Source organism: Kitasatospora sp. MAA19 (assembly GCF_029894125.1).
GTDB lineage: Bacteria > Actinomycetota > Actinomycetes > Streptomycetales > Streptomycetaceae > Kitasatospora.
On the sequence record NZ_JARXYZ010000040.1, the window covers coordinates 22,075 to 45,340 of the forward strand.

At 73.3% G+C, this 23,266-nt stretch carries 24 protein-coding genes; 14 read left to right on the forward strand and 10 right to left on the reverse strand.

Going from position 1 to position 23,266, the window contains the following annotated elements; genetic code table 11:
- Positions 1-75: 75 nt before the first annotated feature.
- A complete protein-coding gene (locus P3T27_RS35560) occupies positions 76-1,875 on the forward strand; it encodes a bifunctional metallophosphatase/5'-nucleotidase (RefSeq protein WP_280685436.1) in 1,800 nt (599 codons plus the stop codon).
- A gap of 56 nt (positions 1,876-1,931) precedes the next feature.
- Here P3T27_RS35560 and P3T27_RS35565 read toward each other — a convergent pair whose 3' ends face one another.
- The 5 genes from P3T27_RS35565 to P3T27_RS35585 form a co-directional block, all read right to left on the reverse strand.
- A complete protein-coding gene (locus P3T27_RS35565) occupies positions 1,932-3,446 on the reverse strand; it encodes a HAMP domain-containing sensor histidine kinase (protein WP_280685437.1) in 1,515 nt (504 codons plus the stop codon).
- Positions 3,443-4,213, reverse strand: coding sequence for a response regulator transcription factor (locus tag P3T27_RS35570; RefSeq protein ID WP_280685438.1), 771 nt, complete (start codon positions 4,211-4,213; stop codon positions 3,443-3,445). Before P3T27_RS35570 ends, P3T27_RS35565 begins: the two co-directional genes overlap by 4 nt.
- A 54-nt stretch (positions 4,214-4,267) precedes the next feature.
- The gene (locus tag P3T27_RS35575) at positions 4,268-5,374 is read right to left on the reverse strand and encodes a trypsin-like peptidase domain-containing protein (protein ID WP_280685439.1); all 1,107 of its coding nucleotides are present in this window, start codon (positions 5,372-5,374) and stop codon (positions 4,268-4,270) included.
- A gap of 125 nt (positions 5,375-5,499) precedes the next feature.
- Positions 5,500-6,561: a LacI family DNA-binding transcriptional regulator gene (locus P3T27_RS35580; protein WP_280685440.1), complete on the reverse strand. Its 1,062-nt coding sequence runs from the start codon at positions 6,559-6,561 to the stop codon at positions 5,500-5,502.
- Between the two features lie 125 nt (positions 6,562-6,686).
- Complete coding sequence (locus P3T27_RS35585) at positions 6,687-7,418, reverse strand: response regulator transcription factor (protein WP_280685441.1); 732 nt, start codon at positions 7,416-7,418, stop codon at positions 6,687-6,689.
- A 687-nt stretch (positions 7,419-8,105) separates the two neighbouring features.
- On the opposite strand from P3T27_RS35585, the gene P3T27_RS35590 reads away from it, so the two are divergent.
- The 6 genes from P3T27_RS35590 (at position 8,106) to P3T27_RS35615 (ending at position 12,741) form a co-directional block, all read left to right on the forward strand.
- Positions 8,106-8,399 (forward strand): MoaD/ThiS family protein, encoded by a 294-nt coding sequence (locus P3T27_RS35590; protein ID WP_280685442.1) that lies wholly within the window; start codon positions 8,106-8,108, stop codon positions 8,397-8,399.
- Between the two features lie 14 nt (positions 8,400-8,413).
- Positions 8,414-9,751, forward strand: a complete 1,338-nt coding sequence (locus P3T27_RS35595; RefSeq protein WP_280685485.1) for a hypothetical protein — start codon at positions 8,414-8,416, stop codon at positions 9,749-9,751.
- 223 nt (positions 9,752-9,974) lie between these two features.
- Positions 9,975-10,700, forward strand: coding sequence for a DUF2993 domain-containing protein (locus tag P3T27_RS35600; protein ID WP_280685443.1), 726 nt, complete (start codon positions 9,975-9,977; stop codon positions 10,698-10,700).
- A 543-nt stretch (positions 10,701-11,243) separates the two neighbouring features.
- Positions 11,244-12,077, forward strand: a complete 834-nt coding sequence (locus P3T27_RS35605) for a sulfurtransferase (RefSeq protein WP_280685444.1) — start codon at positions 11,244-11,246, stop codon at positions 12,075-12,077.
- A gap of 38 nt (positions 12,078-12,115) precedes the next feature.
- Positions 12,116-12,406: a DUF1416 domain-containing protein gene (locus P3T27_RS35610; protein ID WP_030059605.1), complete on the forward strand. Its 291-nt coding sequence runs from the start codon at positions 12,116-12,118 to the stop codon at positions 12,404-12,406.
- A 62-nt stretch (positions 12,407-12,468) separates the two neighbouring features.
- On the forward strand, positions 12,469-12,741 hold the full coding sequence (locus tag P3T27_RS35615; RefSeq protein ID WP_280685445.1) for a DUF3099 domain-containing protein: 273 nt from the start codon (positions 12,469-12,471) through the stop codon (positions 12,739-12,741).
- A gap of 33 nt (positions 12,742-12,774) precedes the next feature.
- Here the strand turns inward: P3T27_RS35615 and P3T27_RS35620 are convergent, their stop codons facing one another.
- Complete coding sequence (locus P3T27_RS35620; protein ID WP_280685446.1) at positions 12,775-13,137, reverse strand: DsrE family protein; 363 nt, start codon at positions 13,135-13,137, stop codon at positions 12,775-12,777.
- Between the two features lie 349 nt (positions 13,138-13,486).
- Between P3T27_RS35620 and P3T27_RS35625 the strand changes: the two genes are divergently transcribed.
- The 3 genes from P3T27_RS35625 (at position 13,487) to P3T27_RS35635 (ending at position 15,660) form a co-directional block, all read left to right on the forward strand.
- Positions 13,487-14,071, forward strand: coding sequence for an FABP family protein (locus P3T27_RS35625; RefSeq protein WP_280685447.1), 585 nt, complete (start codon positions 13,487-13,489; stop codon positions 14,069-14,071).
- Positions 14,072-14,178: 107 nt separating this feature from the next.
- Positions 14,179-14,643, forward strand: a complete 465-nt coding sequence (locus tag P3T27_RS35630) for a Fur family transcriptional regulator (protein ID WP_280685448.1) — start codon at positions 14,179-14,181, stop codon at positions 14,641-14,643.
- A gap of 54 nt (positions 14,644-14,697) precedes the next feature.
- A complete protein-coding gene (locus P3T27_RS35635; RefSeq protein WP_280685449.1) occupies positions 14,698-15,660 on the forward strand; it encodes a glycine cleavage T C-terminal barrel domain-containing protein in 963 nt (320 codons plus the stop codon).
- Positions 15,661-15,700: 40 nt separating this feature from the next.
- Here P3T27_RS35635 and dtd read toward each other — a convergent pair whose 3' ends face one another.
- On the reverse strand, positions 15,701-16,141 hold the full coding sequence (gene dtd / locus P3T27_RS35640; RefSeq protein ID WP_280685450.1) for a D-aminoacyl-tRNA deacylase: 441 nt from the start codon (positions 16,139-16,141) through the stop codon (positions 15,701-15,703).
- Positions 16,142-16,616: 475 nt separating this feature from the next.
- Here dtd and P3T27_RS35645 point away from each other — a divergent pair, with 475 nt between their 5' ends.
- From P3T27_RS35645 to P3T27_RS35655, 3 genes are all read left to right on the forward strand, one after another.
- Positions 16,617-17,228 (forward strand): ABC transporter substrate-binding protein, encoded by a 612-nt coding sequence (locus tag P3T27_RS35645; RefSeq protein WP_280685451.1) that lies wholly within the window; start codon positions 16,617-16,619, stop codon positions 17,226-17,228.
- Positions 17,229-17,297: 69 nt separating this feature from the next.
- Positions 17,298-18,257: an asparaginase gene (locus P3T27_RS35650; RefSeq protein WP_280685452.1), complete on the forward strand. Its 960-nt coding sequence runs from the start codon at positions 17,298-17,300 to the stop codon at positions 18,255-18,257.
- A 100-nt stretch (positions 18,258-18,357) separates the two neighbouring features.
- Positions 18,358-18,567 (forward strand): dodecin, encoded by a 210-nt coding sequence (locus tag P3T27_RS35655; RefSeq protein ID WP_280685453.1) that lies wholly within the window; start codon positions 18,358-18,360, stop codon positions 18,565-18,567.
- Between the two features lie 16 nt (positions 18,568-18,583).
- Here the strand turns inward: P3T27_RS35655 and P3T27_RS35660 are convergent, their stop codons facing one another.
- The 3 genes from P3T27_RS35660 to P3T27_RS35670 are packed head-to-tail and all read right to left on the reverse strand — an operon-like array spanning position 18,584 to position 21,482.
- Positions 18,584-19,402 carry a heme ABC transporter ATP-binding protein gene (locus tag P3T27_RS35660; RefSeq protein WP_280685454.1) on the reverse strand — a complete coding sequence of 273 codons (819 nt, stop codon included), beginning with the start codon at positions 19,400-19,402 and terminating at the stop codon, positions 18,584-18,586.
- Complete coding sequence (locus tag P3T27_RS35665; RefSeq protein WP_280685455.1) at positions 19,399-20,460, reverse strand: iron ABC transporter permease; 1,062 nt, start codon at positions 20,458-20,460, stop codon at positions 19,399-19,401. Before P3T27_RS35665 ends, P3T27_RS35660 begins: the two co-directional genes overlap by 4 nt.
- Positions 20,457-21,482, reverse strand: coding sequence for an ABC transporter substrate-binding protein (locus P3T27_RS35670; protein ID WP_280685456.1), 1,026 nt, complete (start codon positions 21,480-21,482; stop codon positions 20,457-20,459). Before P3T27_RS35670 ends, P3T27_RS35665 begins: the two co-directional genes overlap by 4 nt.
- 171 nt (positions 21,483-21,653) lie before the next feature.
- Here P3T27_RS35670 and P3T27_RS35675 point away from each other — a divergent pair, with 171 nt between their 5' ends.
- On the forward strand, positions 21,654-23,237 hold the full coding sequence (locus P3T27_RS35675; protein ID WP_280685457.1) for an HtaA domain-containing protein: 1,584 nt from the start codon (positions 21,654-21,656) through the stop codon (positions 23,235-23,237).
- Positions 23,238-23,266 lie beyond the last annotated feature (29 nt).

Consider the following 23,266-nt stretch of genomic DNA (forward strand, 5'->3'; position numbering starts at 1 on the left):
TCACAGGCGCAACACATCGCCCAGACGCCCGGTCCAGTTCACAGCGGGCGCTCCTCCAAGGTGCAGGGGACCCTCATGCTCTCCGTCAGATCCCGACGCGCGGCGCTCGCCGTCGTCGCCGCCGCAGGTCTGTTCGGCACGGTGGCCGTGCCGACGGCCGCGCAGGCCGCCGACGCCAACGCCAAGCGTCACAAGACCGTCAACCTCCAATTGCTGGCGATCAACGACTTCCACGGCAACCTGGAGCCCCCGGCCGGTTCGTCCGGCACCGTCAAGGAGATCGACCCGGCCACCGGCAAGGAGGTCTCGACCCCGGCCGGCGGCATCGAGTACCTGGCCACCGAGCTGCGCAAGGCCCGGATCCCGGCCGATGACTCGATCACCGTCGCGGCCGGCGACATCATCGGCGCCAGCCCGCTCACCTCGGCGCTCTTCCACGACGAGCCGACCATCGAGGCGATGGACAAGCTCGGCCTGGACGTCACCTCGGTGGGCAACCACGAGTTCGACGAGGGCGCGCAGGAACTGCTGCGCATGCAGGACGGCGGCTGCCACCCGGTCGACGGCTGCTACGAGCCCGGCCGGACGTTCAAGGGCGCCAACTTCAACTACCTGTCGGCCAACGTCACCGACGAGAAGACCGGCAAGCCGCTGCTGGCCCCGTACTGGGTGACCAAGTCGCAGGGCGTGAAGGTCGGCTTCATCGGCGTCACCCTGGAGGGCACGCCGAACATCGTGACCGCCGAGGGCGTCAAGGGCCTGAAGTTCGCCAACGAGGTCACCACGATCAACAAGTACGCCGCCGAGCTCAAGGCCAAGGGCGTCAACTCGATCGTCGCGCTGATCCACGAGGGCGGCTACCCGGCCAGCGGCGTCTACAACTACGACTGCGGCCCGGCGGGCCAGGGCATATCCGGCCCGATCGTCGACATCTCCAAGAAGCTCGACCCGTCGATCGGCGCCATCGTCACCGGCCACACCCACAACGCGTACGCCTGCAGCATCCCCGACCCCAGCGGCGTCCCGCGCTCGGTGACCAGCGCCGCCTCCTTCGGCCGGCTCTACACCGAGATCGACCTGAAGCTGGACAAGACCACCGGCGAGATCGTCCGCCCGTCGGTCAAGGCCGAGAACCACGTGGTGCGTCGCACCGTCGAGAAGGCGCCCGACATGACGGCGCTGATCGACCACTACTCCAAGCTGGCCGCCCCGATCGCCAACCGTCCGATCGGCTACATCGGCGCGGACATCAACGGCCGTGGCAGCAGCGACCTGGAGAAGCCGCTCGGCGACCTGATCGCCGACGCCCAGCAGGAGGGGCTCGCCGCGGCCGACAAGGGCGGGGCGCAGGTCGCCTTCATGAACCCCGGCGGCATCCGCTCCGACCTGGTCTACAAGGCCTCCGCCGGTGAGGGCGACGGCGTGGTGACCTACGGCGAGGCGTTCACCGTCCAGCCGTTCACCAACATGATGCAGGTCAAGACGCTGACCGGCGCCCAGCTGATCCAGCTGCTCCAGCAGCAGGTCAGCGGCTCCAACGAGGCCGCGCCGAAGATCCTCCAGCCGTCCTCGAACCTCCACTACACCCTGGACATGCGCAAGACCGGCGCGGACCGGCTGATCGCCGACTCGGTCCGGCTGAACGGCGCCCCGGTCGACCCGGCCGCCAAGTACCGGGTCGCGGCCAACGAGTTCCTGGCCGGCGGCGGCGACGGCTTCCCGGCCTTCGCGGCCGGCACCGACAAGCTCGTCGGCGCCTCCGACCTGGACGTCTTCACCGCCTACCTGGGCGCCCACAGCTCGGCGGCCTCGCCGCTGAAGGCCCCGGCGCAGGACCGGATCAAGGTCATCGGCCCGGGCAGCGACATCGACTGACCGTGAGCCGGCACAGGACGGGCGGGGCGCTGTCGGGGCGCCCCGCCCGTCCTGCGTCATTCGGGGGCTGGGCCGCCGGGCAGCCGGACGGTCGCCAGCGTGCCCGGACCGCCGTCCCCGGCCGGGCCCAGCGACACCTCGCCGCCCGCCTCCCGGACGCTCTGCGCGACGATCGACAGGCCGAGCCCGGAGCCGGGCAGCTGCCGCGAGGACGGCGAACGCCAGAACCGGTCGAACACGTACTGCAGTTCGTCCGGCGGAATGCCGGGGCCGTGGTCGCGGACGGTCAGCATCCCCTGCTGGAGGCGGACGTCGATGGTGCCGCCGGGTGGGCTGTACTTGACCGCGTTGTCCAACAGGTTGATCACCGCCCGTTCGAGCGCGGCGGCGTCGCCCTGCACGAACCAGGGCTCGGTCGCGGTCTCGAAGACCAGCCCGGGGCCGCGCAGCTTCGCCCGCTCGACCGCCCGCCCGGCGATCTCGTGCAGCGCCACCACGGAGAGGTTGCGGACCGGCTTGGGGGAGTCCGGGCGGGACAGCTGGAGCAGGTCGCCGATCAGGACGGTGAGCTCCTGCATCTGGGCCTTCATGTTGCCCAGCAGCTTGGTCTTGGTCGCGGCGGGCAGCGGGCGGCCGGTCTCGTTGCTGCGGATCAGCAGGTCGACGTTGGTGCGCAGGGAGGTCAGCGGGGTGCGGAGCTCGTGGCCGGCGTCGGCGATCAGCCGGGTCTGCCGCTCGCGGGAGTTGGCGAGGGCGGTGCTCATGGAGTTGAAGGAGGTGGAGAGGCGGGCGATCTCGTCGTCCCCGTGGACGGGGATGGTGGTGCCGACCTCCTCGGTGCGGGCGATGTGCTCGACGGCTTCGGTGAGCTGGTCGACGGGCTTGAGCGCGGACCGGGCGACCAGGCGGCCGGCGATGGCGGCGAGGGCGATGCCGCCGAGGGCGACGGCGCCGAGGAGGATGGCGAGTTGTCGGAGGGACTCCTCGGCGGCCTGGGTGGAGGTGGCGACCAGCACCAGCGCGGTCGGGTAACCGAGGACCTCCGAGCGGGCACTGGTCACCAGGACCATGGCGGGCTTGCCGTTGGTGTAACGGCCGTCCCGGATGATCGACTGACCGGGCTTGAGGTTCAGGGCCTTGCTGTCGTCCGTCTGGACCAGGATCGCCTTGTTGGAGCTCATGGGCAGGCAGACCAGGGGAGGACCGGACGGGCTGAGCAGGACGTACTGGGTGTCGCGGGGGACCGAGGCCCCGACCGGGGGCTGCCGGGAGTTGTTCTGGAGGTTCTTGAGGGCGGACTGCGGGGTCGCGGCGCAGTCGTTGGGGCTGATCGGGGGGAGTTGGACCCGGATGCTCTGGAGGTCGCTGCGGACCAGCCCGTACATCCGCTGTTCCACGATGAACCAGCAGGCCAGCGCGGACAGGGCGATGGCCACCGCCACCGCCGCCGAGGTCAGGAAGATGAGGCGGCTGCGGAGGGAGCGGGAGCGGAACCACTGGGTGAGGCGCCGGCGGCGGGGGATGAGCGGGGGTGCCAGCGGCGGGGGTGGGATGGGGGCGTCGGAGGTCACGTGGTGGCGCCGGCGGCCGGGCGCAGGGCGTAGCCGACGCCGCGTACGGTCTGGATCAGGCGGGGCATGCCGCCCTGCTCGGTCTTGCGGCGCAGGTACATCACGTAGACGTCCAGGGAGTTGGAGGAGGGCTCGAAGTCGAAGCCCCAGACGGCCTTGAGGATCTGCTCGCGGGTGAGGACCTGGCGGGGGTGGGAGAGGAACATCTCCAGCAGCATGAACTCGGTGCGGGTGAGTTCGACGGGCTTGCCGGCGCGGGTGACCTCGCGGGTGGCGGTGTTCATCCGCAGGTCGGCGAAGGCCAGCACCTCGCTCTCGTCCTCGGCGGCGGCGCGGGCGGCGGCCTCGGTGGCGAGGGCGTTGCGGCGCAGCAGGGCGCGGACGCGGGCGAGCAGTTCGTCGAGCTCGAAGGGCTTGGCGAGGTAGTCGTCGGCGCCGACGTCGAGGCCGGTGACGCGGTCGCCGACGGCGTCGCGGGCGGTGAGCATCAGGACCGGGACGGTGTCGCCGCGCGAGCGCATCCGGCGGACGGCGGTGAGGCCGTCCATCCGGGGCATCATGATGTCCAGCAGGACGAGGTCGGGCCGGTCGCGTTCGACGGATTCCAGGGCCTCGTAGCCGTCGGTGGCGGTGGCGACCTCGTAGCCCTCGAAGGCGAGGCTGCTCTCCAGGGCGTCCCGGAGGGCGGGTTCGTCGTCGACCACGAGCAGCCGGGCGGACAGGTGGCCGGGCTCGGCGGGGGTGCGGTCGTCGGCGGACGGGGTCATGGGCGGCTGCCCTTTCTCGTCGGGTGGAGGGCCTACTGGGAGTAATTGTCCGTCTTACAGGTTCTGGCCGGCCTGCAGTTTCGGCAGAACCTGCTTGATGTCGTTGATCGGGATGGCGAAGCCGAGGCCCACGCTGCCGGCACTACCGCCGCCGGCGGTGGAGCTGGTGCCGCTGGGGGCGTACATCGCCGAGTTGATGCCGATGACCTGGCCGTTGGCGTTGATGAGCGGGCCGCCGGAGTTGCCGGGGTTGAGGGCGGCGTCGGTCTGGAAGGCCTTGTAGGTGGTGGTGCTGCCGCTGTTCTGCTGCGGGAGGCTGCCGCGCAGGCCGGGCAGGTTGGGGAAGCCGAAGCCGCCGTTGTTGCTGGTGCTGCCCTCGTCGAGCTGGACGGTGACGTCGCGGTTCTCGGCGCTGATGATGCCGGAGGTGACGGTGCCGGTGAGTCCGTCGGGGTTGCCGATGGCGACGACCGGGTCGCCGACGGCCACGGTGGAGGAGTCGCCGAGGGTGGCGGGGGTGAGGTTCTTGGCACCGCTCGCGGTGATCACGGCGACGTCGAGGGACTTGTCGGTGCCGGTGACGGTGGCCGGGGCGGTGGAGCCGTCCTTGAAGGTGACGGTGATCTGGCCGCCGTCGGCCGCGGTGTCGATGACGTGGTAGTTGGTCAGGATCCGCCCGCTGGTGTCGAGGACGACGCCGGTGCCGGTGGCGGTGCCCTTGCCGTTCTTGACGGTGATCTGCACGACACTCGGCGAGACGGCGGCGGCGATGGCGGTCACGTCGGCGCCGCCGTCGGAGCGGGCGGAGACGGGGCTGGCGATGGTGCTGGTGCGGGTGCCGGAGGAGTGCTGCTCGGCGGCGACGAACCCGCCGGTGACACCGCCGAGGACAGCGGCGACCGCGGCGACGGCGGTGACCAGGGCCAGCCGTCCGCGCAGCAGGCCGCGCCGGGCGCGGTTGCCGTGGCCGCCGGGCTGGCCGGCGGTGGGCGGTGCGGGGGGCATGGACGGCGGGGGCGGGGCGTCGAAGCCGCCGTCGGAGTGGTCCTCGCGGTACCCGTAGGCGGTCGTGGCGGCGCTGCTGCCGAGGACGGTGCCCTCGACCACGCGGGGCTCGTACGGACCGTACTGCTCGTCGTGGTGCTGCTGCTGTTCGCTCATGCCGACTAACGTCCGCCCGGGGCATGAGGATCGGATGAGAACCGGCTCAGAAGGGTCCGAGAAGCCCGTTGGGTTCTCATAAAGCCTGGTCAGGCGGTGTGCGGCGGCCGGTTTGGCGGAGGCTGCTACTCCGCTTCCCCGGACGGGGCCGGGGCGGCGCCGTCGCAGCCGCAGGAGCGGCGGATGACGAGGCGGGACGGGAACTTGCGGACCCGCTCGGTGTCCGATCCGGGCACCATCAGCGAGTCGTCGAGCACCAGGTCCACGGCGGCCCGGGCCATCGCGTCGCGGTCGGAGGCGACGGTGGTCAGCGGCGGGTCGGCGAGCGCGGCCTCGGGCACGTCGTCGAAGCCGGCCACCGCGAGGTCCTCCGGGACCTTCAGGCCGACCTCGCGGGCGGCCCGCAGCACGCCGATCGCCTGGTCGTCGGTGGAGCAGAAGATCGCCGACGGCCGGTCCGGCGAGCGCAGCAGGTCGAGCGCGACGTCGTACGCGCCGTAGCGGTGGAAGGGCGCGTCGATCAGGTGGGGCTCGGTGGGCAGGCCGTGCGCGTCCATGGCGCGCTGCCAGCCCTCGACGTGGTCGATGACCGGGTCGCCGGGGGCGGGGGACTCGACCGGGCCGCCGAAGCAGGCCACGTACGGGTGCCCGTGCACCTCCAGCAGGTGACGGACGACGGCCTCGGCGCCGCCCACGTCGTCGGTGACCACCGCGACGTCGTCTATGGCCTCGGGGCGGCGGTGCAGCAGGACGACCTTCGCGCCCTCCATCGCGGCGAACTCCTCGGCGGCGCGCTGCGAGGGGCCCTGGCTGACCAGGATCAGGCCGGAGACGCGCATGCCGAGGAAGGCCCGGACGTAGTGCACCTCGCGGTCGTCCACGTAGTCGGAGTTGCCGATCAGTACGAGCTTGCCGCGATCGGAGGCGGCCCGTTCCACGGCGTGCGCCATCTCGGCGAAGAAGGGCTGGCGGGCGTCCGGGACGACCATGCCGATCAGGTTGGTCCGGCGCGAGGCCATGGCCTGGGCGACGCTGTTCGGCCGGTAGCCGAGCTGCTCGATCGCGGCGAGGACCTTCTCCCGGGTCGCGGGCGCGACCGGGCGCGGCCCGTTGTTGATGACGTAGCTGACGACCGCGGTCGAGGTACCAGCCAGCCGGGCTACATCGTCGCGCGTCACTTTGGCCACGGGGGGAGTCTACGCGTGTGGCGTCCGCGTCGGCAGTGGGTCCTGGGGGCTGCCGGCGGGTGCACTGCGGGTGCCGAGGGGGCGAACCGGACAAGCCGGGCGGGGCCGACCCCGCCCGGCCTCCGTCAGGCCTCCAACGGTGCCGAGGGGCGCTGGGCGAGCTCCGGGCGCTCGCCCTTCTCGGGCTTCTCCGGGACGACGAAGCGGTAGCCGACGTTGCGCACGGTGCCGATCAGCTGCTCGTGCTCGACGCCGAGCTTGGCGCGCAGCCGTCGGACGTGCACGTCGACCGTCCGGGTGCCGCCGAAGTAGTCGTAGCCCCAGACCTCCTGCAGCAGCTGCGCCCGGGTGAAGACCCGGCCGGGGTGCTGGGCGAGGTACTTGATCAGCTCGAACTCCTTGAAGGTGAGGTCGAGCGCCCGGCCCTTGAGCTTGGCGGAGTAGGTGGCCTCGTCGACCGAGAGGTCGCCGTTGCGGATCTCCATCGGGCTGTCGTCGGTGGCGACCTGGAGTCGCCCGAGTGCGAGCCGCAGCCGGGCCTCGACCTCGGCCGGGCCGGCGGTGTCCAGCAGGACGTCGTCGATGCCCCACTCGGCGGTGACGGCGGCGAGGCCGCCCTCGGTGACGACCAGGATCAGCGGGCAGCCGATGCCGGTGGAGCGCAGCAGCTGGCAGAGGCTGCGGATCTGCGGCAGGTCGCGGCGGCCGTCGACCAGGATGACGTCCGCGCTGGGGGTGTCCACCAGGGCGGATCCCTCGGCGGGAGCCACCCGGACGTTGTGCAGCAGCAGGCCGAGGGCCGGCAGCACCTCCGCGGAGGGTTGCAGCGCGTTGGTGAGGAGGAGGAGAGAACTCATACCCGGTAGTCCCCTTTCCGGGTCGTCGCGGTCGCGTTACGGCTGCCGCCACAGCCGGATGGCGCACGTGCTGAGGTGAGGGGGAGGACGGCGGGCGCCTGAGGAGTACCGGAGGATCGGCCGGCGCGCAGGACGCGGCGGCGCACGCGCCGAGGGTCCCGCAACCCCTGGCGCACCGTTTCTGCCCTGCTCATCCCGCGAACCCTCCGGTCTGGTCCGGCCCCGGGCGGCGGCCCGGTCGCCGGGTGGCGACACCCCGGCCGGCCGCGGCACGTCGTTGTGCCGCGTGAGGCGGGGAGCGGTTCCCACGACGCGCCGGGGGTGGGCCGACGAATCGCAAGAACGTCCGTACTGGCGTCCTGAAAGCACAAAAGGACCCGGGGGCGACTCTGCCCGGATCCCTCTTGGACGTCGAGGATAGCCGACCGGCCTGCGCACCGGGAGGGCTCGAATCCGGCGGTTCGCCCAATCCGGGCGTGCGCCGGGTGAGCCTGGACACAGCTTCGACCGGTCCTCCGGGCGCCCTGGGCCAGGGCGATTGCCGGTCGTGGCGGCGGACACGCCATCATGGGACGCACATCGGCGGCGCCGTGCGAGTCCATCTTTCGGGTGGTCTGGCGGGCACTCCGGTGGCGAGCCGGACCGGGGTACCGGGGCCGGGCGAGGACGACGAGAAGGGGTGGCCCGATGGGTGCGACCACGGAGCCCGCGAGCGGCGCCCGGGTGCGCGGGACGATCCGCTACTGGGCGGCCGCGAAGTCCGAGGCCGGGCTGGCCGAGGAGCCGTACGAGGCGGTGACCCTGGCGGAGGCGCTCGCGGCGGCCAAGCGGCGGCACGCGGACCGGCCGAAGCTCGTCCAGTTGTTCGGGCACTGCTCCTACCTGGTCGACGGCGCCCAGGTCGGCGGCCGGGACCACGCGACCGTCGCCCTCACCGAGGGCGGAACGGTCGAGGTACTGCCGCCGTTCGCGGGAGGCTGAGCGGCGTGACGGACATGAACAACGCGAACCAGGGCGGCTACGGCGAATGGCCGCAACAGCCCCAGCAGCAGTATCCGCAGCAGGGGCAGCACGCGCAGCCGCAGCAGCAGTACCCGCAGCCGCAACAGGGGCAGTACCCGCAGCACCCGCAGGCTCAGCAGGGGCAGTACCCGCAGCAGGGGCAGCAGCCGCCGTACGGCTACCCCGGCCACGGGCAGCCGCCGATGGAGGACGCCGCGACGACGCTGCTGCCGCCCGTGCCGGCGATGGACGACGCGGCCACCACGCTGCTGCCGCCCGTGCCGGCGATGGACGACGCGGCCACCACCCTGCTGCCGCCGGTCCCTCCGATGGAGGACGCGGCCGCGACCACGCTGCTGCCGCCGGTGGTCGTGTCCGGCACGATGCCGGTCGCCCCACCGGCCCGGACGCCCGCCCAGCCGCCGGCCGGGCACGCCGCCCCCGCCGCTCCTGCACCGGCCCCGGCGCCGTACGCGGGGACCCCAGCCTTCGACCCGCCGACCATGACGCTCAAGCGCCCGGTCGCCCCGGGCGCCCCGGCGGGTACCCCGGCCGCGCCGCCGTACGGGGCCGTCCCGGCGCAGCCCGCGCCGGTGGCACCGCCCGCCGGCCCGCGCGGCCGGACCGGCTCGCCGATCATCGACCCGGGCCTGCAGCCCGCGCTGATCACCGCCGGCGTGGCCGCGCTGCTGGCCGGCGGCGCCGCGCTCGGGCAGGTGGCGCTGGCACTGGTGGTGGCGCTGCTCCAGGTGCTGACGGCGGCCGGCTGGTTCCGGCTGAACGGGATGTGGCCGGCCCGCCAGGGCATCGCGCTCGCCGCGCTGGCCGGGCTCACCGCGGACGCGGCGGTGCTGCTGGCGGACTCCGACGGCAGTGTGGCGGCGGTGGTCGGCACGCTGGGCGGGTTCTTCCTGCTGGTCCTGGTGCTGCAGACGTTCCGCCCCTCGGACCCGAAGGAGCGGTTCTACGCGTTGACGGTGCTCGGCTCGGCCACGGTGGTGACGGTGCTGTGCACCACGCTGCTGGTGGCCGACTGGGTGCCGGCCGGGGTGGGCGCGGTCGCGCTGGCCACCGTGCTGGCCGCGGCGCCGCTGCCCGGCCCGAAGCAGCTGGGCCCGGTGCTGGGCCTGCTGGCGGCGGTGCTGCTGGGTCTGCTGGTGGGTGCGCCGCTGGCGCTGGGCGCGCTGGCGGGGCTGGGGGCGCTGGTCGGCCGCCGGGTCGCGGCGTACGACTTCCCGTCCCGGTTCGTGCACATGACGGCGGGCGTGGCGCTGCCGCTGGCGGTGGCCGCGCCGCTGATCTGGCTCGCCACCGACCTGCTGGCCGGCTGACCCCGGCCGTCGACCGTGACGTCCCGCCTCGGAACCACGCTCCGGGGCGGGACGTCGTACGGTCGTGCGGGAGCGGCCTCGGCCGGGCGGCCTCCACGGGACACCGGACGACGGCCGCGAACGACCACGACGAACGACGGCCACGAACGACGACCACGAACGACGACTACGACGAACAGCGACACCGAACGACGACAGCGACCGGCGACGGCGGGGGAGAGCGATGCGCGGATGGCTGAAGGCGACGATCGGCCTGGTGGTGGTGTCCGGCCTGCTGGTCGGCGCCGACCGGATCGCGGTCGGCGTGGCCGAGGACCAGGCCGCCGACCGGATGGTGAGCAGCGGCCGGATGAGCCAGCGGCCGGACGTCTCGATCGAGGGCTTCCCGTTCCTCACCCAGGCGCTGTCGATGAAGCTGGACGACGTCCGGATCTCCTCCGACGGCCTGACCGTCGGTGACGGCGGTCACCAGGTGGCGCTGCACTCGTTCAAGGCCAAGCTCTCCGGCGTCACCGTGAGCGACAGCTTGAAGAGCGCCACGGTGGACGACGGCACCGGCAGCGGCCTGATCTCGTACGCGGACCTCGCGCAGCTGCTGCCACCGGCCTCCCAGCTGATGTCGGGGGCGGGCAAGCTGCCGGTGGGCGGCAACTCCCGGCTGACCCTGTCGTACGCCGGGCCGGGCAAGATCAAGGCCGCGCTGGGGCCGGTCGCGGTCGGTGAGGGCTCGGTGCACAACAACGGGAACACCGTGACCGCGGACGGCTTCCAGCTCAGCGGGCTGGCCGGCGTGGTCGCCGGGATCACCAACCAGAGGCTGGAGCCGATGAGCTTCACGCTCGACTCGCTCCCGGCCGGGCTGAAGCTGGCCGACAAGGACGGGGCGACGCCGCTGCCTGAGGGCCTGCAGCTGACCTTCGAGGGCAAGGGCGTCAAGCTGCTGGGCTGATGGCCGCCCCGTCACTCCCGTCCTGTTCCGCTCCGCGAGACGCGCCGTCCAGCGCGGGTCGCGGAGCGGTTCCGTTTCCACCGGTTGTGTGCCGCCCGGGGCCGCCGGACCTGCCCCGGCCTGTCGCCCGGTCGGCCGTGAAAAGCTCAAATCTCGGCATTCGGGCCATTTGGTCTCAATATTCGGTACGCTGATGACAGCGGGGCTTCGGTGTCCCTAGCATCGTCGACATGAAGCGACAGACGGATCTCACGAAGCGGCGGGCGGTCGACCTGTGCCGCGTGGCCGCCTGTCTGTGTCGAATGCGCTGACTCGGCGTCTTGGCTGGGCAGTTGACGCCCGCCCGCCGATCCTCCCGGTGACCATGCCAGGCCCTCTCGGCCGGCCGTCGTCGCCGCACCCCGCAGTCTCCTGGCCGGCAGGCCCGGGCCACCGTCCCGTCCCAGTATTCGGACAGGAATTCGGACGGCAGTCGTCCGGGCGCCGCGCAGCACCTCCTGAGCAGAACCTTCCGCAAACCGCCCTCGGATGGAGAACACCACCATGAGCCGCAGCGACGTCCTGGTCGACGCCGACTGGGTCCAGGCCCGCCTGGACGACCCGAAGGTCGTCATCGTCGAGGTCGACGAGGACACCTCCGCGTACGACAAGAACCACATCCGCAACGCCGTCCGGATCGACTGGAAGAAGGACCTCCAGGACCCGGTCCGCCGCGACTTCATCGACCAGGCCGGCTTCGAGGCGCTGCTCAGCGCCAAGGGCATCGCCAACGACGACACCGTCGTGCTCTACGGCGGCAACAACAACTGGTTCGCCTCGTACGCCTACTGGTACTTCAAGCTGTACGGCCACGGCGACGTCCGCCTGCTGGACGGCGGCCGCAAGAAGTGGGAGCTGGACTCGCGCGACCTGGTCTCCGAGGTGCCGGCCCGCGAGGCCACCGCGTACCGGGCGCAGGCCGCCGACTCCTCGATCCGTGCCTTCCGCGACGACGTGATCGCGGCCATCGGCAGCCTCAACCTGGTCGACGTCCGCTCGCCCGACGAGTTCTCCGGCAAGCTGCTCGCCCCGGCCCACCTCCCGCAGGAGCAGTCGCAGCGCCCCGGCCACGTGCCGAGCGCCCGCAACATCCCGTGGGCCAAGAACGCCAACGACGACGGCACCTTCAAGAGCGACGACGAGCTCAAGGCCCTGTACGAGGCCGAGGGCATCGACCTGGCGAAGGACACCATCGCCTACTGCCGCATCGGCGAGCGCTCCGCGCTCACCTGGTTCGTCCTGCACGAGCTGCTCGGCCAGGAGAACGTCAAGAACTACGACGGTTCGTGGACCGAGTACGGCAGCCTGGTCGGCGTGCCGATCGAGCTCGGCAACTGAGCCCGCGGCTCGACCGTCGTCAGAAGGGAAGACAAGACATGTGCGGTGCGAAGGCCGGCGGCCCGGACCTGGCAGGAGTTGACGTGGCGAACGAGACGATCATCCAGGGTTCGGTGACCCGCGACGGTGAGCCGGTCAACGGCTACGTGCGGTTGCTCGACGAGGGCGGCGAGTTCACGGCCGAGGTGCCCACCTCGGCGACCGGCCAGTTCCGGTTCTTCGCCCGCCCGGGCAAGTGGACCCTGCGCGCGCTGGTGCCGGGCCAGACCGTGGACCGTCAGGTGGTGGCCTCCCAGGGCACCGCCGTCGAGGTCGCGATCGCGGTCTGATCCGCGGACGAACCTCACCGAGGGCCCTGCCATGGCGGGGCCCTCGGTCGTACCGTGGAGTGGTGCAGGCAAGGCGGCGGCGTCGCTTCTACTTCGCCATGATGGGCGTGTGTCTGGGCCTGTTCGTGCTGGCCTGGGGCGTGGTGAGGTTCTTCTCCGTGCCCGCCGCGATCGGCATGTGCGTGGTCGCGATGGTGATCCCGCCGGCCGCCGCGGTGTTCGCCAACAAGCGGGACCCGGACGACGACTGGTGGAACGACCCGCGCTGGGACGACCCGAAGTGGGACGATCCCGGCCACGACCGGGACCGCCCCGACCACGAGGAGCGTCAGTAGAGGAGCGCCAGGGGACGAGGGCCGGTGGACGAGCTAGTAGACGAGGGCCTGGACGCCGTCGGCCATGATCTCGCTGACGAAGACCTGCGCGCCCGCGATCCGGACGCCCTCGACGGTGTCCTTCTGCACGATCCCCCGCCGCGCCGCGCACTGGGTGCACAGCGTCACCGCGCCGCTGGCGAGGATCGCCTCCAGCAGGTCCGGCAGCGGCGCGGCGTGCGGCAGCTCGAACTCCGCCGCCCGCCCCGGCAGGGCGAACCAGGAGGACTCCCCGGTCAGCCAGAGCGAGACCTCGATCCCGCTGGCGACGGCCACCGCCGCGACCGTGAACGCCTGCGCACACCGTTCCGGCGCGTCGGCCCCGGCGGTGACCTTGATGACGAGTTTCTTCGACATGGCGCCACCTTAGAGCGCCCGCGGCCCCCGCTCGCCGTCATCCCGGGATCCCTTGGGGAAACCTTGGGCGGCGTGGGAACATCGGCGCGATCGGCGACGTGGTGGGGCTCACCGCGACCGGCCGATGACCGGCGGATAGAGTGAGCGACAGCAAAATCCACCACACTGTCGCCGCCTGGGAGCCCCCCGTGTCCGGTCTGGAAATGTTCTTCGACGGTCTGCTGGCCCTCATGGCCGTGCTGATCACCTGGTTCGCCATCTTCTCGGTGATGAAGCTCTACCAGGGCCAGCGCTGATCCTGCCGTACGGTTGAGGCAGCCCCACACCGACGACGACAGCGACCAGGAACATGATCGAGATCCCCTCTGACCTCCACAAGGACGTCGTCCCGCTCGCCTTCCTCCTCGGCACCTGGGAGGGCGCGGGCGTCTACGACTTCCCGGGCACGGAGAAGTGCAACTTCGGCCAGGAGATCGTGATCCGGCACGACGGCCGGCCCTTCCTGGAGTTCCGCTCCCGCACCTGGGTGCTGAACAACGAGGGCGAGAAGGTCCGTCCGCTGGAGAACGAGCACGCGTTCTGGCGCATCACCAGCAACCAGGACGGCACCAGCGGTGCCCGCGGGATCGAGATCTCCTCCGTCCGTGACGACGGCACGGTGGAGATCTGGTACGGCGAACTGGCCGACGGCAAGCCGCAGATCGACGTCTCCACGGACGCGGTGGCCCGGATCGAGGGCTCGCCGGAGTACTCGGGCGGCAAGCGGCTGTACGGCTTCGTCAACGACGAGCTGCTCTGGGTCGGCGAGAAGGCCGCTCCGAACGTGCCGCTGCGTCCGTACATGTCGGCCCAGCTGAAGAAGGTGCTCAGCCCGGCGCAGTTGATCAAGGACATCAACGACCTGCCGGACGACGGCATCGCCTTCTTCAAGTGAGCCCGGCCTTCCGCTGAGCGGTACTGCTTTCACGAGAGGTAGGGACCGGCCCCCGGGCCGGTCCCTACACTTGCTTCAGGACCCCCGACTTTGGCAGGGACAGCACCGTGGCGGACACCGGCACCACCGACTGGCAGCTCTCCGGCGACTGGAAGACCGACCTGCGCGAACGCGGCTACCGGCTGACCCCGCAGCGGCAGCTCGTGCTCGAGGCCGTCGACGTCCTGGACCACGCCACCCCCGACGACATCCTCTGCCACGTCCGGCAGACCGCCAGCGGCGTCAACATCTCCACCGTCTACCGGACGCTGGAGCTGCTGGAGGAGCTCGGCCTGGTCTCGCACGCCCACCTCGGCCACGGCGCCCCGACCTACCACCTGGCCGGCCGCCATCACCACCTGCACCTGGTCTGCCGGGACTGCGACAAGGTCGCCGAGACCGGCACCGAGATCGCCGAGCCGCTGATCCGGAGCCTGCGCGAGCAGCACGGTTTCGACACCGACCTCAAGCACTTCGCCATCTTCGGCCGCTGCGCCGACTGCGCCGCCAAGCTCGCGGACGGCGGGTCGTAGGGCCTGTCGCACGACGCCGCGGGCCCCGTTGCCGGCCGGTCTAAGCTGGCCGGTATGAAGAGCCCGCTGCTGAGCCTGCCCGGAGCCGTTCCCGCCGAAGGTGCCGACGAGGGCGTCGCCGCCCACTACGGCGACATCTTCCGCGAGCAACGCAACCTCGCGCAGGGCACGGGCTTCGTCGACCTCTCGCACCGCGGCGTGATCACCGTCACCGGCCAGGACCGCCTCGCCTGGCTGCACCTGCTGCTCACCCAGCACGTCAGCTCGCTGGAGCCGCAGGAGGCCACCGAGGCGCTGGTGCTCTCCCCGCACGGGCACGTCGAGCACGCGCTCTACCTGGTCGACGACGGCACCACCACCTGGGCGCACGTCGAGCCGGGCACCCAGGAGGCGCTGCTGGGCTACCTGGAGAGCATGAAGTTCTTCTACCGGGTGGAGGTCGCCGACGCGACCGCCGAGTACGCCGTGGTGCACCTGCCAGCGGGCTCCGTCGTCTCCGTCGAGGGCGTCGCCGCGGTGCGCGAACTCCCGTACGGGCGGGACCTGTTCGTGCCGCGCGCCGGGCTGGAGGAGCTGACCGCCGGCTACGGCCCGGCGGCGGGGGTCTGGGCGTACGAGGCGCTGCGGATCGAGGGCCACCGGCCGCGGCTGGGCTTCGAGACCGATCACCGGACCATCCCGCACGAGGTGGACTGGCTGCGCACCGCCGTCCACCTGCAGAAGGGCTGCTACCGCGGGCAGGAGACCGTCGCCCGGGTGCACAACCTGGGCCGCCCGCCGCGCCGGCTGGTCTTCCTGCACCTGGACGGCACCGAGGAGACGCTGCCCCCGCACGGGACGGAGGTGCGGCTGGCCGCCGAGCCGGACGGGCGCCCGCTCGGCTTCGTCACGTCCTCCGCCCGCCACCACGAGCTGGGGCCGATCGCGCTGGCGATCGTCAAGCGGAACGTCCCGGTGGACGCGGTGCTGCTGGCCGGGACGGTGCCGGGCACCCAGGACGTGATCGTCCCTCAGTAGGGCCTTCGCCGAGGGCCTGCCGGCCGGACAAGCCCTGGGGTCAGACCTCGACGAGGACGGTGAACGGGCCGTCGTTCACCAGCGCCACCTGCATGTCGGCGCCGAACCGGCCCGTCTCCACCTTGGCGCCGAGCTCGCGCAGCCGGGCGACCACCTCGTCCACCAGCGGCTCGGCGACCGGGCCGGGGGCAGCGGCGTTCCAGGTGGGGCGGCGGCCCTTGCGGGCGTCGCCGTAGAGGGTGAACTGGCTGATCACCAGCAGCGGGGCGCCGAGGTCGGAGCAGGACTGCTCCACGCCCGCGTCGTCGGCGGGCAGCAGCCGCAGCGTCCACAGCTTGCGGGCCAGCTGCGCGGCCTTGGCCGGGGTGTCGTCGTGGGTGGCGCCGACCAGGACGCAGAGCCCCGGTCCCTCGATCGCGCCGACGGTCTCGCCGGCCACGGTCACCCTGGCCTCGGTCACTCGCTGCACCACTGCTCGCATGCCGCCATTGTGCCGGAGCCCGCCGGGCCGTCCGACGGTACCCGGTGCGCACACAAGGGGCGCGTACGTTGGTGTCGCACGCCGTGTATTGCGCGCCTGCGCGGAGTCGGGCGCCGCTCTTCCTGCGGAAAGACCCGGTCATATCAGCCACCCCCGTTCGCCAGGGGGCCGTTCGGGTGCACGGGCCGTGCGCACGCGCCGGGCGGGGTGGCACGCTGGTGGACCGTACGAAGGGCTCGGGGCGCCATGGGGTCCGCCGCACCGGGCCGGGTTCGGCCGGGCGGTCGAGCCGGTAGGTCAGACGTTCCCGCGGTGTCGCCCCGAGGGGTGGTTCCGGCCGGGAACCGGAACCACCGGGGGCGGCCGGGCGTGCCAACGGACGGGACGTGTGAGCCCGTCGGGGGACGGGCGGGACCGGCGGCAGGGACGGAGTGCCGCGAGCGGGCGGGATCGGACGACGGCAGGTGGTTGGTTGATGGACGCGAGCAGCGCGGCGTGGGACCGGTCCGGGCACGTGGCGGAGGTCGCCGAGGGCGCCGAGGCCCTGGGAACGGCGATAGAGCCCGATCTGGAGCGGCTGGGCCTGGACCAGCTGCGGATCCTGCGCCGGGAGACCTTGGAGCAGGAGGCCGACCTCTCCTACCTGCGGCGGCTGCTGCACGGGCGGATGGACATCCTGCGCGCCGAACTCGACCGCAGGCCCGGCGGCCCGGTCCGCGCGGCCGGGGCGGGCGGCACCGACGGGCTCCCCGGCGACCTGCTGGACCGCCTCCCGGCCATCCTGACCGACGCGCCCTCCAGCGTGCGGCGCTCGGCTCGGCACGTCACGCTCGGGCCGCCGCGCGGCCACGAGTCCCAGCTGGAGGCGGACACGCTGATGGGGGACGTCCAGCTCGCCGACCTGGCCGCGCACCCGGCCGAGGAACTGCTGGCCGCGCTGGAGCGGCTGCGCGCGCACGAGCGCGAGGTGTCCGGGCGGCGGCAGCGGCTGCTGCGGACGGCCGACGGTTGCAATGCCGAGATCACCCGCAGGTACCGTGATGGGGAAGCACGGGTCGACGACCTGCTCGCAGGGGGGCCGCTCTGACCGGGTGAGGCACCATGGGCGGGTGCGCCCGGCTCTCCCCGGTCCACCCTCACCCCGGAAGGCCTCGCCATGTCCCAGTCCGTCACCCCGTCCGTCCTGGCCGAGGTCATACGCTCGGGTTTCACCGAGGGCCGGCACCACGGCTCGCTGGTGCTGCTCGCCGCCGACGGCTCGGTCGACTTCGCGCTCGGTGACCCCGACGCGCCGGTCTTCCCCCGGTCGACCGCCAAGCCGTTCCAGGCGGTGGCCACGCTGCGGGCCGGACTGGCGATCGGGGGCGAGCTGCTGGCGCTGGCCGCCTCCAGTCACTCTGCGGAATCGTTTCACCTCGACGGCGTCCGGACGATCCTGAGCTCCGCCGGGCTCGACGAGTCCGCCCTGCGCACCCCGGCCGACCTGCCACTGGACGAGACCGAGGCGGAACTGCTGCTCGGCTCCGGCGGCCGTCGCACCCCCATCCTGATGGACTGCTCCGGCAAGCACGCCGGCTGGCTGGCCGCCTGCGTCGCCAACGGCTGGGACACCGAGGGCTACCTGGACCCGGAGCACCCGATCCAGCGGCTGGCCCACGAGGCCCTGGAGGAGGGCACCGGCGAGACCGCCGCGCACGTCGGGGTGGACGGCTGCGGCGCGCCGCTGCTGGCCGTCACGCTGACCGGCCTGGCCCGCGGCTACCGCGGCCTGCTGCTGGCCGCCGAGGGCACCGCGCCGCGCCGGGTGGCCGACGCGATGCGCGCCCACCCCGAGTACGTGGCCGGCACCCGCCGGGCCGACACCTGGCTGATGCGGGCCGTCCCGGGCGCGCTGTCCAAGATGGGCGCCGAGGCCGTCCAGGTGGTGGCGCTGCCGGACGGGCGGGCGCTCGCCTTCAAGATCGACGACGGCGGCGAGCGGGCCCGCGGCCCGGTGCTGGCGGCCGCGCTGCGTCGACTCGGGGTGACCGGTGCGGACGACACCGTCGAGCGGATCGGCGCGGCCCCGCTGCTGGGCGGCGGCGCGCCCGTCGGACAGGTGCGGGCGGCGTTCTAGCGCTTGCCGGACAAGCGCTGGGACCTCCCGTCGGCGTGCGGGCGGACCGGCGGCGGTGCACGGTGGACCTGGGGCCGTCGCACAGCTGAGGGAGTCCGTCATGACTGACCACGTGTACCGGGTGACCGAGATCGTCGGATCCTCGACCGAGAGTGTCGACGCCGCGATCCGCAACGCGGTGGAGCGGGCCTCCCGGACGCTGCGCAACCTCGACTGGTTCGAGGTGACGCAGGTCCGGGGCCACCTGGAGGACGGGCAGGTGAAGCACTACCAGGTCGGCCTGAAGCTCGGCTTCCGGCTGGAGGACTGAGCCCGCTCAGCCCCGCTCAGCCCCGCTCGGGCAGCACCAGCGGCACCCCGGTGCGCGGGTGCGGCAGCACCTCGACCGGGTGGCCGTACACCTCGCTGAGCAGCGGGGCGCGCAGCACCTCGGCGACCGGCCCGTCCGCGACCGTCGCCCCGGCCGTCAGCAGCACCACGCGGTCCGCGTACGCCGCCGCCAGGGACAGGTCGTGCAGCACCACGACCACGCCGTCCCCGGCGGCGGCGCGCGCCCGGGCGACCCGCAGCACCAACTCCTGGTGGCGCAGGTCGAGGGCGGCGGTCGGCTCGTCCAGGAGCAGCAGCGGGGCGCGCTGGGCCAGCACCCGGGCCAGCGCCACCCGGGCCCGCTCGCCGCCGGACAGGGCGGTGAACGGGCGCCCGGCGAAGGCGGCGGACTCGGTGGCGGCCATCGCCTCGGCGACCACGGCCTCGTCCTCGGTGGCGGCGGCGGTGCCGGCCCAGGGGGCGCGGCCCATCCGGACCACCTCGTCGGCCGGGAACGGAAAGGACAGCGCGGCGGACTGCGGCAGCAGCGCGCGGTGCAGGGCGAGCTCGGCGGCGCCGTAGCCGGCCAGCGGGCGGCCGCGCAGCCGGACCTCGCCGCCGTCCGGCCGGACGTCGCCGGCCAGCACGGACAGCAGGGTGGACTTGCCGGCGCCGTTCGGCCCGAGCAGCGCGACCACCTCGCCGGCGGCGACCCGTACCGACGCGCCGTCCAGCAGGGCACGCCCGCCGACGGCCAGCCGGACGGCCTCGGCCGTCAGCAACTCCGTGCCGGGGGACGGCCGTTCGGGCACCTCCCGAGGGGTCCGCAGTCTCATGCCCAGCCTCCCTGCCTGGTCCTGGTCCGGCGCAGCAGCCAGAAGAAGAACGGGCTGCCGATCAACGCGGTGAGCACCCCGAGCGGCAGCTCGGCCGGCTCGGCGACGGTCCGGGCGGCGAGGTCGGCGGCCACCAGGACCAGCGCGCCGCCGAGCGCCGAGGCGGGCAGCAGGAAGCGGTGGCCGGGCCCGGCCAGCATCCGCAGCAGGTGCGGGACGACCAGTCCGACGAAGCCGATGATGCCGCTGACCGCGACGGCCGCGGCGGTCAGCAGCGCGACGACGGTGATCAGCACCAGCCGCATCCGCTCGACGTCCACCCCGAGGTGGCGGGCCGGGCGCTCGCCGAGGGCCAGCAGGTCCAGCTTGCGGGCGTACAGCGGGGCGACGGCCAGGCCGACGAGGGCGAACGGCAGGACGGCGAGCACCTTGCCCCAGGTGGCCTGGGAGAGCGAGCCGAGCTGCCAGAAGGTGACCTGGCTGATCGCGGCGGAGTCGGCGGTGAACAGGAAGATCCCGATCAGCGCGCCGCAGAAGGCGTTCACGGCGACCCCGGTGAGGATCAGCGTGACCACCTCGGTGCGCCCGCCGGAGCGGGCCATCAGGTACACCGCGAAGACCGTCAGCAGGCCGCTGGCGAAGGCGAAGGCGGTGACCGTCCAGCTGCCGAGGGCGTCCAGGCCGAGCACGATGCAGGCCACCGCGCCGACCGCGCCGCCCGAGGAGACGCCGATCACGGCGGGCTCGGCCAGCGGGTTGCCGAACACGCCCTGCATCAGCGCCCCGGCGCAGCCGAGCGAGCCGCCGACCAGCAGGGCGAGCACCACCCGGGGCAGCCGGACGTTCCACAGCACGGACTCGGGCACCCGGTCCAGGGCGTGCCCGCCGAGGCCGAGCCGGTGGGCGGCGGAGGCCAGGATGTCGCCGAGCGGGATGCGGTAGGCGCCGACGCCGGCCGCGAGCAGGGCGCAGAGCACCAGGGCGGCGGCGAGCACGGCGGTGATCAGGGTGGTCCTGCTGACGGTGGGTGCGGCCTTCGACCGTACGGCGGTGGTCACTTGGCGTCCGCCGGGTAGAGCTGGGCGGCGATCTCGCGCAGCACCTGGGGGGTGCGCGGGCCGTAGCTGAGCAGTTGGCCGTCCTCGATCGAGACGATCCGGCGGTCGAGGCCGGCCGGGGTCTGGGCGACGCCGGGCAGTTTGAGCAGGCCGTCGACGCCGCCGACCGAATCCAGGCCCTTGCTCATCACCAGGATCACGTCGGGCGCGGCCTTGACCAGGGCCTCGCTGGTCAGCGGGGTGAAGTCGCCGCTGAGGCCGGCGGCGGTGCCGGCGTCCTCGCCGCCGACCGCCTCGATCAGCGAGCCGGCGCCGGAGGCGGGCCCGCCGAGCAGGTAGACGGAGGCGCTGCCGCGCAGGTAGAGGAAGGCGACCTTGGGGCGGCGGCCCGCGGTCGGGACGGCGGCCTTGGCCTCATCGATCCGCTGTCCGGTGCGCTCCGTCAACTGCCGGCCGGCGTCCGGGACCCCGAGGGCGGCGGCGACGGTGTCGATGCGCGGACCGACGTCGGCGAGCCGCTTGGCGTCGTCCAGGACGAGCAGCGGGACGCCGGCCGCGCGGATCTGCGCGATGGCCTCGGCCGGACCGGTGGAGCGGTCGGCGAGGACGACGGTGGGGTGCAACGAGAGCACGCCCTCGGCCGAGACGTCGTGGGCCTGGGTGATCACCGGCAGGGCGGCGGCCTGCTGGAAGGTGGTGGAAACGTCCCGGGCGACGACCTTGGGGCCGAGGCCGAGGCTGAACACCAGCTCGGCGAGGCTGCCGTTGAGCGGGATGATCCGCTCGGCGCTGGTGACGGTGACCTGGCGGCCGTCGACGGAGGCGGTGGTGGCCGGGAGCTGCGGGACGGGCTCCACGGGCAGCGGCTCGACCGCGTCGGGGGCCCGGGAGGAGCCCGCCGCGGTCGCCTTGGCGGCCGTGCCGGACGGGCCGCAGGCGGTGAGGGCGAGCAGGAGGCCGAGGGCGAGCAGCAGGAGGGCGGGCCCGCGGGCCACCCGGGGTCGGATCGTACTGCTGCTCAACGTGCTTCCCTTCGCCGGGAGTTGTCGCCGCTTCGGTCCTGGTCGGGGGGTCGCGGCGGGACTCTTGACTCATATATTAGGTTAGCCTTACCTGAGTTCCGCAAGGGGGTCGGCAGCACACCGGACCCTTCCCTTGCCGCGCCCCCGCACCCTGCCGAGGAGTGATCCGCCGTGCCCCTGCCCAGCCGGCTCCGCCGTCTGGCCGCCACCCTGGTGGCCGCCCTCGCCGCCCTGCTGGTGGTGGGCCTGTCACCCGGCCAGGCGGTGGCGGCGGAGGGCAAGGTCGCCGGCGGACGGCTGGACTGGGGGATCAAGCAGTCCTTCCTGACGTACATCACCGGGCCCATCGCCAAGGGAAGTTGGACGCTCACCGGCGGCGCCGCCACGGTCGGCGGCAGCACCTTCCGGTTCCACTCCGCGACCGGTGGCTACGACCCGGCGACCGGCGCACTGACCGCCTCCTTCTCCGGCGGCGTCCGGTTCACCGGGCACCAGGAGAACGGCGCCAACGCGCTCGATCTGAGCGTCAGCCGGCTCGGCTTCCGGGCCGTCCAGGGCGGCGCGGCCGGGCTGTACGCCGACGTCAGCAGCAAGTCCAAGGACACCGGGCAGGTCAGCAGCGCGAGCCAGGCCAAGCTGGCCGACCTCTCGCTGGCCGGCGTCGACCTGCGGGGCGCGGCCGGGACCCTGACGCTCAGCAACGTGCCGGGCACCCTCACCGACGCGGGGGCGAAGGCCTTCGGCGACTTCTACCCCGCCGGGACGGCCCTCGACCCGCTCACCCTGTCGGTCAACCTGCCCGCCGCGCAGGCCACGTCCTCCGCCCCGTCCGCTCCGTCGCCGACCGCCGTGCCGTCGCCCTCGGCGGCCGCCGAGCCCCCGGCCGCGTCCTCTGCTCCGGCCGCACCGGCCGGTACGCCCGGCACCCGGGCCCCGGCCCGGACCGAGTTCGCCGGCGGCGCCCTCGACTGGGGCGTGCGCCGTACCTTCCGCGACTACGTCACCGGCGCGATCGCCCACGGCCGTTGGGAACTCGGCGCCGGTGCGGCGGACGGCGGCGCCTTCTTCCGCTGGACCCCGGCCAAGGGCCGGTACGACCCCGCGAACGGCGACCTCACCGCCGCCTTCGCCGGCACCGTGCGCTTCACCGGCCTGCGCAGCGGCGACACCTACGGCCTGGACCTCACCCTCGCCAACCCGGGTGTCACCGTGTCCGGCGGTCAGGGCCGACTGGTCGCGGACGTCTCCGGCCGCACCCCGGACGGTGCCACCCAGCAGCTCACCGGCGTCGAGCTGGCGGCCTTCGACCCGGCCGGGCTCAAGCCCGAGGGCGGCCTGCTGAAGGCCGTCGAGGTGCCGCTGAAGCTCACCGAGGGCGGCGCCAAGGCCTTCGGCGGCCTCTACCCGGCCGGCACCGAGATGGACCCGCTGAGCTTCGCCGTCGCGCTCGACCCGGCGGCCGCGCTGCCCCCGCTGCCCGATCTCGGCAGTGCCCCGGCCACCGCGCCGAGCGCCACCGCGAGCCCCGCCGCGAGCCCCGCCACCGGGCCCGTCGCCGCGTCCTCCTCGGACGGCTTCCCGGTGGCGGCCGTGGTCGGTGGCGCGGTGCTGGTGGCCGTGCTCGCCGCGACCAGTGGCCTGCTCGTCCGGCGCCGCCGCGCGGCCGCCGCGCCGGTCGCGGGCGCCGAGGCCGGCACCGGCACCGGCACCGGCTCCGGCCCCGGTGCCGCGCCGGGCCCCGACAGCGTGGCCTGATCCCCTCCGGAGCGTCTCCCCCCGCGTTC